The organism is Arthrobacter sp. ISL-69 (assembly GCF_018613775.1).
Classification (GTDB): Bacteria; Actinomycetota; Actinomycetes; order Actinomycetales; family Micrococcaceae; genus Arthrobacter.
In genome coordinates this window covers 1-11,409 of sequence record NZ_JAGGPO010000059.1, presented here as the reverse complement: position 1 = coordinate 11,409, position 11,409 = coordinate 1, and the positions used below count along the sequence as shown (strand labels likewise).

The 11,409-nt window shown below is 60.9% G+C and carries 8 protein-coding genes and 5 pseudogenes; 5 read left to right on the top strand and 8 right to left on the bottom strand.

What is annotated here, in order from left to right:
* Positions 1-447: pseudogene (locus J7I79_RS23755) on the top strand (IS30 family transposase); the annotation flags it as partial.
* A gap of 20 nt (positions 448-467) precedes the next feature.
* Here the strand turns inward: J7I79_RS23755 and J7I79_RS23750 are convergent.
* Positions 468-1,274 (bottom strand): IS3 family transposase, encoded by an 807-nt coding sequence (locus J7I79_RS23750; RefSeq protein ID WP_251043222.1) that lies wholly within the window; start codon positions 1,272-1,274, stop codon positions 468-470.
* Between the two features lie 47 nt (positions 1,275-1,321).
* Entirely contained in the window at positions 1,322-1,642 is a 321-nt protein-coding gene (locus J7I79_RS23745) for a helix-turn-helix domain-containing protein (RefSeq protein ID WP_214957687.1), read from the bottom strand.
* 225 nt (positions 1,643-1,867) lie between these two features.
* Here J7I79_RS23745 and J7I79_RS23740 point away from each other — a divergent pair.
* Positions 1,868-2,020, top strand: a pseudogene (locus J7I79_RS23740) (IS30 family transposase); the annotation flags it as partial.
* Positions 2,021-2,107: 87 nt separating this feature from the next.
* Here the strand turns inward: J7I79_RS23740 and J7I79_RS23735 are convergent.
* The 4 genes and pseudogenes from J7I79_RS23735 to J7I79_RS23725 form a co-directional block, all read right to left on the bottom strand.
* Positions 2,108-2,470, bottom strand: a complete 363-nt coding sequence (locus J7I79_RS23735; protein WP_311380661.1) for a VOC family protein — start codon at positions 2,468-2,470, stop codon at positions 2,108-2,110.
* 290 nt (positions 2,471-2,760) lie between these two features.
* Positions 2,761-2,988 (bottom strand): annotated as a pseudogene (locus J7I79_RS24505) (hypothetical protein); the annotation flags it as partial.
* A gap of 30 nt (positions 2,989-3,018) precedes the next feature.
* The gene (locus J7I79_RS23730; protein ID WP_214957685.1) at positions 3,019-5,178 is read right to left on the bottom strand and encodes a glycogen debranching N-terminal domain-containing protein; all 2,160 of its coding nucleotides are present in this window, start codon (positions 5,176-5,178) and stop codon (positions 3,019-3,021) included.
* A gap of 1,243 nt (positions 5,179-6,421) precedes the next feature.
* A pseudogene (locus J7I79_RS23725) lies at positions 6,422-7,512 on the bottom strand (amylo-alpha-1,6-glucosidase); the annotation flags it as partial.
* Between J7I79_RS23725 and J7I79_RS25075 the strand changes: the two are divergent.
* Positions 7,510-7,608: pseudogene (locus J7I79_RS25075) on the top strand (IS982 family transposase); the annotation flags it as partial. The pseudogenes J7I79_RS23725 and J7I79_RS25075 sit on opposite strands and share 3 nt — an antisense overlap.
* 20 nt (positions 7,609-7,628) lie before the next feature.
* Here J7I79_RS25075 and J7I79_RS23720 read toward each other — a convergent pair.
* Complete coding sequence (locus J7I79_RS23720; RefSeq protein ID WP_251043221.1) at positions 7,629-8,576, bottom strand: alpha/beta hydrolase; 948 nt, start codon at positions 8,574-8,576, stop codon at positions 7,629-7,631.
* 1,281 nt (positions 8,577-9,857) lie between these two features.
* On the opposite strand from J7I79_RS23720, the gene J7I79_RS23715 reads away from it, so the two are divergent.
* Entirely contained in the window at positions 9,858-10,436 is a 579-nt protein-coding gene (locus J7I79_RS23715) for a transposase (protein WP_214957681.1), read from the top strand.
* Positions 10,402-10,890, top strand: coding sequence for a transposase (locus tag J7I79_RS23710; protein ID WP_214957680.1), 489 nt, complete (start codon positions 10,402-10,404; stop codon positions 10,888-10,890). The genes J7I79_RS23715 and J7I79_RS23710 overlap by 35 nt, the downstream gene beginning before the upstream one ends.
* Before the next feature lie 214 nt (positions 10,891-11,104).
* On the opposite strand, the gene J7I79_RS23705 is transcribed toward J7I79_RS23710, so the two are convergent.
* Positions 11,105-11,409, bottom strand: a 305-nt coding sequence (locus J7I79_RS23705) for an integrase core domain-containing protein (RefSeq protein WP_214957678.1), incomplete at its 5' end; no start/stop codon positions are given.

Here is an 11,409-nt window from a genome sequence, read left to right as displayed (position 1 = left end):
GCCTGCGCACCGGGCGGGCTATGCGGCAGCCCTGCCGCAAGGCTGGCCAGCGCAAGAACCGGATCCCGGGAATGATCAACATTTCCGAGCGTCCTCCGGGGGTTCAGGACCGGGCCGTGCCGGGGCATTGGGAAGGGATCTAATAATCGGCAAAGGGAATCAGTCCGCGATTGGGACGCTGGTCGAGCGGAGCACTAATTACACGATGCTCGTGCACCTGCCGGACGGGCACAAGGCCGAGCAGATGCGTGATGCACTGGCCGCGAAGATCAAGACGCTCCCCGAGGCGCTGCGGCATTCCCTGACCTGGGATCAGGGCATCGAGATGCAGGACTGGAAAACCGTGAAGATCGACACCGGCATCGAAATCTACTTCTGCGACCCGCACTCGCCCTGGCAGCGCGGCATTAACGAAACACCAATGGCCTACTGGAGTGGTCACCGAAAGCTGGACGTTGAATTGAACGTTACGCGGTAGCGAGGGTTTGGGCGAGGTACTCGTCGGGGCTGAGGTAGCCCAGTCTTTGTTGGATGCGGGTGGTGTTCCACCAGCGCAGGTACTCGCTCAGCCCGGTGTGGAACTGCTCGACGGTGCTGGGTTGCTGGATCCGGAACCATTCCTCTTTGAGGTGACTGAAAAACCCTTCCATCGCGGCGTTATCCAGGCATGTGCCCTTGCGAGACATCGATTGAGTCAGTCCGGCTCCGCGTAGCGTGTCTTGCCAGAGCGTGTGCCGGTATTGAAATCCCTGATCGGAATGGACAAGGGGTTTCTCGTTGGGAGCGAGGTTGCTGATCGCGGCGCGGAGGCCATCGGTGACCATTTTGACGCTTGGAGACGGGCCAGCCATGACAGAGACGATCCGGTTGTCATGAAGATCAAGGACCGGCGAGACGTAAATTTTGGAGGCACCAACCGTGAACTCAGTGACGTCGGTGGCCCATTTGGTGTGTTTGGTCGCGGTCTCGAACTGGCGGTTCAACACGTTCTTAGCAGCCTTACCGACCTCGCCACGGTAAGAGTTATATCTGCGCCGGCGACGCACTGGGCTTTGCAACCCGAGCGCGCGCATGAGCTTCAGCACCGTCTTCTTCGACACTGTCCATCCCTGCCGCAACAAGATGGCCAGAACACGTCGATGCCCGTAAGCACCCCGCGCCTGCGCGAAGACCAGACGGATGGCCTCTTTGATCTGCGCGTGCCGGTCCGGCTGGGAGAGCCGGTTGCGGTGGTCGTAGAACGTGGAGCGGGGAAGCTTTGCCAGGTGCAGCAACAGCGGTAACCGGTGTTGGGCCTTGAGATCATCGACCGCTTGAACTTTCAGCGTCGTTCCTGTGACCTCAAGGCCCGCAATTTTCCCAGATATGCCACCTCTGCACGCAGCCGCTCGTTCTCCCTCCGGAGCTGCTCGACCTCACTCTCGGCAGGCGGGTTCCCGCGATCGGCCGGTGGCCGGCCCCGTTTCTTCGGGCGTAACCCGTCTTCACCATCGCGCCGGTAAATGCTGGTCCAGTTAGCGACGGTGCCGGGCGAGGGAAGGTCATACTCCTCGGCCAGGACCCGCCCGGACACGCCCTGAAGATGACGCCGCACGATCTCGAGCTTGGTTTCGACGTCGTACTGCTTACGGTCTCTTGTCATCAGCGCCCCCGATCCTCGTACCTGCCATCGTTCATACAACATTTGGACAGGATTCAGTGCTAGATCAAGAGCAAGCGCGACGGACTTCGCAGTCAGCCCCTGTTCGAACAAATCGACCGCCGACACGGCGTCCGACCGGCTAAGAGTGCTCCCTGAATACATTGCTGCGGCCCCGTTCGATGCCAGACACATAATTACCGTGTCCAGCTTTCGGGAACCATTCCACTACTGCGCCAGTATTTCCCCAAGGGCACGGACCTGAGCATCCACAGCGCCGCAGACCTCGACTGGGTTGCCCAGGAACTCAACGACCGACCGCGCAAAAGACTAGAGTTCAGGAAACCGATCGAACTGATCGAAAACCTCCTGTTGCAATGACCGCCTGAATCCGCCGATCCCTTACCGGGCGCCCTGCCACGTTCGCTTAGGCGGTTGCTACAAGCTCTAGTTCGAATCCATCAGAGTTTACGAGGTATGCACCGTAGTGATCGGGCCGCCAGCGTGCGGGTACTTGTCCTCGAACAACTGCACCCATCCGTGCCGGCGGCTCTCTTCGACAAAGACATCTAGGTCTTCTTGGCTCCCGGAGTGGAACGCTAGGTGATTAAGACCTGGCAGTGTGCGCTCATGTTCTCGGCTACTCATGGCCGGTGATTGTTCAGCAACTATGTAGGTTGGTCCAAGCCGCCAGCTGATTCCTGAGGCCCAGCTCTGGTAGATCGAGTATCCCAATCGGGCCAAAACCCAGCCCCATTCTTGCTTGGCGCGATCGATGTCAGGCACACACAGCTCGATATGGTGCAGGGTTCCCTTGGAATCATTGTTCACGGATGTGAGTCTTTCATGCGCGCAGTCGTCACCCGCTACACGATCGATTATCGGGACAGCTCACTTGATTCCGGGTAGCTCATCCGAGTGGCTGGGGCCCAGGATGCTTCAAGGTCTGAGGGCCGGAGGGCCCAGTCTTTGTCCGTGTTCCAGCCGGCAACCATTCCGCGGCCGATCATTTGGTCGCTGAGCCTTGCCAGACGGTAGGTCGGCTTGGAGGGCGAATTCCAGGAACTGGTGGGCTTTGCTGCCGCGGCCTTCCCGCCGGTTGATGAAGGCGACCGCGGTGATTAGCGTTCCGAGTGCTTCGTTCTGCTGTGTGTAGGCGTGGAGCAGCAGCTGCTGTGCCCATTCGACTCGGTACCGGCGGCGAACAGCCGGATCCTCCGACTCAGCACCGCGCCGAGCAGGTCCGTGATGGCGTGGCCCAGCCGGGCGTCGGCTTGTTCGTGCCGGCTCCGCCGGCCATCCCAGACAACCACCACGAGGCCGCAGCCGAGAAGACAGGTCAGGAGGTTCTCAGGTGGATGCTGGCGTTTGCCAAGTCATCAATCACCCCGCAACCTTTCAAGCTCCACGAAATCGTCCAGCGACGGCCGCATTCCCCTCCGGAACACCATCCCTTGAGGCAACCCTTCCACTGTCGCGTCGGATCCGGACACATCGATCGTGACCCGCGCCCCACCCACCGGCAGGTTGGTGGTGTGCAGGTTTCCCCATGTTTCCGGCAACGCGGGGTCCATCCACAGCGCGCCCAAAGAGACGTGTGCCTCATAACGCAGGAGGGTCCGGATCAGCATCACCGGCGTCGCCGATGCCCATGCCTGGGGTGAGCACGCCGTTGGATAGGGCAGGGGTTCGGGGCATTCGGAGCGGCTGAACCCACAGAACAACTCGGGAAGCCGGTTATCTGTGAACTGGGCGGCCTCCATCAGTGCTGTGGACAGCTGCTGCGCTTCCTTTACGAAGCCGTACCGCATGAGACCGGCAATTATCAGCGCGTTGTCATGGGGCCAGACCGAGCCGTTGTGATAGCTGACCGGGTTGTACGCGCCCATGTCCGTTGCCAGGGTGCGCACGCCCCAGCCGCTGAACATTTCCGGGGACATGAGTCTTGCTGCAACCTGTGGTGCCTTATCCTCGTCCATGATTCCGGACCACATGCAGTGGCCCATGTTGGATGCGCAGGCGTCGACGGGTCGCTTGTCCTTGTCGAGCGCAATGGCATAATACCCGCGGTCAGGCAACCAGAAATGATCGTTGAACTGTTTTTTCAGCCGCTCCGCCCGTTCCCGGAAGGCGGCGGCGAGAGCTTTGTCGCCGACGTCGTAGGCCATCCAGGCCCGGGCGATGTACGCACTGTAGACGTAGCCCTGCACCTCGCACAGCGCGATAGGGGCCTCGGCCATGCGGCCGTCGGCGAAGTTGATCCCGTCCCAGGAGTCCTTCCAGCCCTGGTTGATGAGGCCTTGGTCGTTGAGGTGCTCGTACTCGACGAATCCGTCGCCGTCACGGTCCCCGTACTCTTGGATCCAGTCCAGGGCACGGTCTGCATGGGGCACAAGCGCTGCGATGTCGTCGAGGGGAAGTCCCCAGCGGCTTGCTTCCCCGAGCAGGGTGACGAACAAGGGAGTGGCATCGATGGTGCCGTAGTAGGCTGATCTGCCGCCAAGTGCAAGGCTGGTTCCGACGTCGAGCCGCACCTCATGCAGTATTCTGCCCGGTTGCTCCTCGGTCAGCGGGTCTACCTTGACGCCTTGCCGGTCAGCCAGGGTCTGCAGCGTGCCCAAGGCCAGCGTTGCATCGACGGGCAGGACCATGAAGGAGGACAGTAACGAGTCCCGGCCAAACAGTGCCATGAACCACGGTGCTCCGGCGGCGACGACCATGCGGTCTGGATGCTGCGGGTCCACGATGCGCAGCGCCCCGATGTCGTCGTGGCTGCGCAGGAGGCTTCTTTCGATGGCCGGATTACCCACACGGGTAAGCGGAATACGCTCATCCCAGGCCTTCTGACGCCGCTCCTGTGCAGAGATCATGGCGGCTGTGAGGGAGACAGTCGGTATGCCAGCATCGACTTCGGTTTCGGCTGAAAGCAGCAGCACGGTCGCCCGTATAGCCCGCTTTCCATGCGCTGGGACGATCACATGCAGGTCGAGACCTTCGGCTGTGACCTCGGCATCGTGGACGCGCACGACGATCCCTTTCCGCGTCTCCTGCCAGGCCGCTTCGATCGTCACCGACCCTGCCTTAGCGCTCCTAGTCTGATCCCAGAGACGGTGGAATCGACCGTCTTTGACTTCAAAAAGATCTGCGAAGTCCGCATCCACGGCCAGTCCGACCTCACAGGAGGCGGGCTGAAGGCCATAGTTGTGAATCGTGATGTCCTCCGCAATACCGGCACCCAGCTCGCGCTTCCTCACCACGGTCAGCGGACTATCGCTCCTGCCGTCGGCACGAGCGGCCCTCCCGATGTAGGTGCCCTGGTACGGCGAGGGGGTCCACGCCCCCAGTGGCTCGAGCGGTTGTCCGTTCATGGTGAGCGACCATCGTGACAGGATCCTGGTGTCCTGATAGAAAACCCCGTGGGGATGATGGGGGAAGATATCACCGTTCTGTAGCGATATGCAGAAGGACGATCCCGCCACCAAAGTCACGGCTCCCTGCCCGGTGGGTCCGGCCGCGTTGTCTGCATTCCATCCAGCCATCGCAGGCTCCTTGTGAAAACGCCACGTTGAATTGAGCTGAATCTACGCCCATCCCTGAATGTGTGCCAGATGGCAAGGAGACGATCCAGCCTGTAAATCAGTTTGAAGCGGTATGGGTCCGGATCCACCGGGATTTCCAGTGAGCGTGCGGCGACTGTTGACGTTTCGGAAAACAAGGTCGCGTTCGCTGAGTCGATGACTTTCTTCCATTGCGTTTTCCGCCGACGCAACGGGGCAGTTACCCCGTAACAACGTGCATGCGGTGAGTGGGCAGTCAGGCATCCTGTCCGTAAGACTCTTGGTAAAACGTAGAGTTGCCCGCCCTGTGGTTTTGGGAGCGCGGCGCCGCTCGGAGTTGTTCGTGATGTGCCAGAAAGAAGGTGTGGACAATGTCCACACTTTTGGCTTCGGACTGGGCCGTACATCGGCCTGGCTGGCTCGGATTGGCGATGCTTTCGGGAGTTCCCAGTGGTGGCAGGGGCTGGAGTCCGGTTCGAGTCCCACCTCGGGCACGTGTTTTCCCTGTCCAGGGGCTTGTGGGCCTCTGAGTGTGGACAAATGTTCACGTATGGCCCCCGTCGGGGCCTTATTTGGTGGCAGTTACTTTTGCCGACTTCCTCCTTCTTGAAGTGTGGCGGCCGGGTTGGGGCTAGTTATTCTTCATGGTTTCCTCTGGCCTCCACGACATAAATTTTGTGGATTTGGAGCGAGATGTCCAGTGGTACCGGCTACGTGGCTGGTTCTTCATATCCATTCATTGCCTGTGTGTTGGATGACGACATGACGGAATGGTGAGGCGCCGAGGTGGTGTCTGGGGAGGGGCGCCGTCGGGTCCGCGTGCCGGCGCGAGTACGAGGCAGCGACCCCGAAGCTCCTCCGCAAGCCGATAAGGCCCTTTCTTCGTCGTGTCCGCGCCGTTGTGATGGGCTGGCGGGCACCGGGTGTCTGTCAGATTTCGGCGTCGTTCTGATATCGGAGTCACCGCTGGGTTTGAGGGGCCGGAGTGCAACTTTGGACCGTGAGCGGCGCAGGTACTTGTGGAGGAGAGTGCTCTCGCCCCGCAGGTAGCCGAGGCTGTGCTTCCCGGGGCGCCCTCAACGAACCTGCCAGGTCGTGATCCTGGCCAGAGCTGATCAGGCCGCAGATAACTATCCCACCTGTGGGATCCAGGTGCAGGTGTCCCACCCTCGGCAAGATGGAACCGTTAGCGCGCGTAATTGACGTCGGCCGGTCCGTCGTCCCGCTATGCATCCGGGCGGAGTTTGGCCTGTTCCACGAGTTCGGTGATCCAAGGCCGGCGGCCGCGGTGGAACACCAGGCCCTCCGGCACTCCGTTGACGGAAGCAGTGGATCCGGAGATGTCTATGGTGATCCGGCCGGGGCCAATGGGCGCGTTGCTGATATGAGGTCGCCATAGGAATCCGGAAGTACGGGGTCCATCCATAGGCCACGGAGGGAAACGTGGGGGTCGTATCGCATCAGGCTCGTTACGAGCAAGATCGGCGTGGTAGCCGCCCATGCCTGCGGCGAGCACGCCGTAGGGTACGGCACGGGCTCGGGGAACTGCTCCCTGCTGAAGCCGCAGAACAGCTCCGGCAGCCGGCCGCCGGAGTAGTCCGCTGCCTCCAACAGGGCAGTGGAGATCCGCTGCGCTTCCTCGACGAACCCCATAGCGCAGCAGCCCGGCTGCAATAAGCGCGTTGTCGTGCGGCAACACGGACCCGTTGTGATAACTGACTGGATTGTAGGCTCCCATGTCGCTAGCCAGAGTCCGCACACCCCAGCCGCTAAACATTTCCGGCGACATCAGTCGTTCCACCACCAGCGGCGCCTTGTCCTCGTCCACAAGACCGAACCAGAGGCAGTGGCCCATATTGGACGCACACGAATCCAACGGCCGCTTGTCTTTATCTAGCTCGACAGCGTAATAGCCCTTGTCCGGGAGCCAGAACAGCTCGTTGAACTGCCGCTTCAACGGGCCGCGCGCTCACGCAGTTCGGCCGCCTTCGCCAAGTCCCCGTCGTCATATGCCATCCATGCGCGCGCCGTATACGCGCCGTGGACATAGGCCTGTACCTCGCACAGGGCGATTGGCGGCTTCGCCAGGGTGCCGTCAGCAAAATTGATGCCGTCCCAGAAGTCCTTCCATCCCTGGTTGAGCAACCCTCGGTCGTTGAGACGCTCATATTCGACAAAGCCGTCGCCATCCTTGTCCCCATAATCCCTGATCCACTCCAAGGCACGGTCAGCATTGGGCAGCAGTGCGGCGATCGTCTCCGGGGCAAATCCCCAGCGACTGACCTCCCCCAGCAGCATCACGAACAGCGGCGTGGACATACCCGGTCCGGTCGGCCGGGCAGAAAGGTCCGGCTCGATGATGCCAAGTTGCTGTGCCTGGTCGTGGCCCAGCAGCTGCTGCACGGTTCGTCCTGGCGTGATCATCCACGCGGTTAGCGTGAGTTTGCGGCGTGGTCGGAAAGGAAGTCGAAGGTCTTGTCCCGCGCCTCCCGCGCCTCTGCAAAGTCAAGGTGGAATTGATACTCATGAGGTAGTGCGGGTTCGTGATTGGCGGCCCAAAACAGTTCCGTCACCGGGACACCCGCAGCCCTCAGTCTGTTCCTGTAGGGAACGGACTGCAACCACGTAAGACCGTCGCCGTTTCCCCCACTGATGAAGGTGGGAGGAAGGTCGCCCGTCACGAATTCAACGGTGGACATGGTGCTGCCCGCGTACGTGTCGGACCAGTCTTTGGTACCGGTGTAGGCCCACAACGCGGTCTTGAAGCCCCATGCTGCGATTCCATTCAAATCCGCCATGGCCTGCAGATCATAGACCCCGCAATGGAGGATCGTTGCGACAAGTTCCTGCTTTTGAAGTGCGGGCTCGACCCCGAGCAGATTCGCGTATTCAGGGTTGACTGTCAGGGTAGCCATCTGGCTGGCCAGCTGCGCGCCAGCAGAATCACCAGCCAGCACAATCCGGTTGGAATCCACCTGCAGATCGCCGGCATGCGCCTTGATGTACGCGAGCGCTTCATTGATGTCTTCAACGGCAGTCGGGTAAACCGCCTCGGGAGCGATCGGATAGCCAATGCCGATAGTTGTGTAGCCCTGGGCCGCAAGGATCCGAAGATAGGGTTCCACGTCGCTCTGGGCGCCGGAGATCCATGCGCCACCATGGATCCATACGATCGTCGGAAGCGGGCCGGTGACACTCTCCGGGGTGAAAACGTCGAAAGTTCCGCCGGGTTTATAGACAACTCCGCTACGTGTCTGCAATGGAGTATCGGGAACGTACGGCGTCATCTCGTCAACAGTGGACTCGGCCCCACGCTCGAAAACACTGCGAATTACGAGCGCAGAAGGCCAGGGCGTGGCCGAAACAGCGATGAGGACCATCAGGACCAGGACGGCGAAAAGATCCCTCTTCCGGGGCCGCGCCGACCGTCTCACCTTGGTCGCTGCCGTTAAACCGGGAGCCCCTGCCGAGGCTGTTCGCACCGATTCCTGCTCACGCATACCAGTTTGCGTCGATTCCAACGACCCCATAACAAGCTCCCCCCATTGGCACCCCTTTCGGACTATGCTAAGGCCTGCGCTCCAAAGAACCGTACGGCTGAAAGGGACCGTGTCCTGTGTACTCCGTCGTCGCAGAAAAGGGACCAAACGCGGGCGGGCCCTGCGAGCATGCCAGCGCCCACACACATACGGGTTGAGGACCACCTGCCGGGACAACTGAGGGTAACGATCGGCCCACCATTTGGCAGAGAGGCATCAAGGGCCCCTAGCGTGTAAAGATCATGACGGGTTGGGGGTCCTCGTGACGCTGTGGCCCTCCCGCTGGCCGCGGTCCCTGCCGCGAATGAAACGGCAAGCTTTGCCGGTTTGACGTTGATACGACAGGAATGCGGCCAAACGCCGTTGGCAACTACCGCACGCCCCTGATGGACGCCGGGCTGATCGAACCCACCGGATAGGACTTCGTGAACTTCGCGATCCCTGGACTGCGTGAATACCTGACATCGCATGCGCCGGAGAACTAGAAAAGAGCCACGGGCTCCTTTTGTCATATGCGCTGTTATCGACGTTTAGGCGCAGATACGGTGGAAGCGGCGGCACGTAGGTGCAGCTGACGCGGGCAGCAGCTATACGAGCGCGACCGCGCTCCTACGGTGTGCACAGATGTGAACCCATATGCCAGTTCTGCCCCTACGGGCGGATCGAAAGTGTCAGGATGGGGTCGAAGAGCCTCAAAAGCCTCCGTCAGAGAAGGACGAAACGAGCCCTATTCTGACGGCTCCGAGCCAATCACCTAACGTCCGGTTGGGGTGTACTTCTAGCTTGCAGACTCTAACCGCGCCGGACGCGGGCGGCCAGACGCCTGGCGCCTGTCTGTGGGTTGCTGCCGCGTGGAAACGTGCCTAACCAATAGTTGGCCATGCGCTGCGCCGATGTGGCTCATAACTAACGGCGGATACAGGGATCCCACCAAAAGGTCTCAAGGCATAGTTACGAGCTGTGGAGCCGCTCCGCGGCGTTGGGGGTTTGAGAAAAACGGCCTTGTGGCTAGGTTGGGTAGCGGCGCATGATGACAGTGCCGCGGTCGACGCCGGTGATTCTTAGTGCTTAGAGCCTGTTTACGAGCGTGGCGTGGAGGGCTTCCACGGGAACCGTGGATTGGTGCCGCAAGCCCAGCAGCGTGGGTCTGATGAGCCCGTTAAAGCTGCGCGGAATATCCCGGGGCGGAAGAGCGATGTTTCAGACGCGACGTGGCTGGCCGAGCTCGCAGCCCACAACCTGCTGCGGGCCAGTTTCGTGCCGCCCGAGCCGATCCGGCAGTTGCGGGATTTGACCCGCACGCGATCGAACCTGACTCATGAGCGCACCCGAGAATACTCACGACTGGAAAAAGGGCTGGAGGACTCCGGCATCAAATTGTCATCGGTCGTCAGCACGCTCAGCACCCGATCCGCCCGCAGCATCCTCGACGCTCTCATATCCGGAGAACGTGACCCACAAGCCTTGGCCTCGTTGGCACACACGTCGATGGGCCACAAATCCGCGGCGCTGGTCGAAGCCCTCACGGGCCGTTTCACCGACCACCACGCATTCATGGTGCAGCTGCATCTGGACCGCATCGATCAGATCGAGGCGACCCTCACGGCACTGGACGCCCGCATCGACACGGTGATGGAACCCCTTTTTCTTAGCCCGGGAGATGCTGATGACCGTCCCCGGGATATCGAGGAATGTCGCTAATGTCATCATCGCCGAAGCTGGCGTGGACATGAACGTGTTTGAAACTGCGGGCCATCTGGCATCGTGGGCGGGAGTGTGTCCGAGCCAGAACGAGTCCGCTGGACGGGTCAAGTCCACCCAAACCCGACCCGGCGACCATTACCTCAAAGCCGCCCTAGGAATCGCGGCGCTGGCCGTATCCCGGTCAAAAACCACCTATCTCGCCGTGAAGTATCGTCGCATTCAGTCTCATGCCGGCGCCCTGCGGGCCGTAGTCGCACTTCAACACACGCTGCTCGTCATCGTCTGGAACATGCTCCACGACGGAGTCGTCTATGACGAACTCGGCATCGACCACTACGACAAAACGAACCCCGAACGCACCAAGAAACGCCTCCTACGCAGAATGGTCTCGCTCGGATTCGAGCCCAACCTCACCCCACTTTCCGCAGGGAGCTCACCTTCGTTTTCTTAGTAGAATAGCGGGGTCCTAGACGAACTCGGAGATTTCCACGGATGTTGAGGCGACGTCGCGCGGTCGGGCAGCTGGTGAGACGCCTCTTTATCTAAGGGTTTATGCGCTATGAGCAGCCGTTGATGGAGCCGGCATGCCAGCCGGACTAACCGATTGGCCGGTCATATTTCAGGGGACTGCCCCGGCTTTCGTTGACTCTCGGGGTTGAGTGTTGTTAGGCGGCTTTGATGCCGGTATTGATTGTCTCAAACTCGACCGGGGTTAGCCGACCGAGGCGCCGCTGGCGGCGTTTTCGGTGGTAGGTTTTCTCGATCCAGGTCACGATGGCCAGGCGAAGGTCGGCCCTTGTGGACCATCGCTGGCGATCCAGTACGTTCTTCTGCAGGAGTGAGAAGAACGATTCCATGGCGGCGTTGTCCGCGCACGCGCCGACTCGCCCCATCGATCCTTTCAGCCCGTTGCCCTTTAGCGTCCTGACGTAGGCGTTGGAGCGGAATTGGCCGTATTCAACCGGTCGAA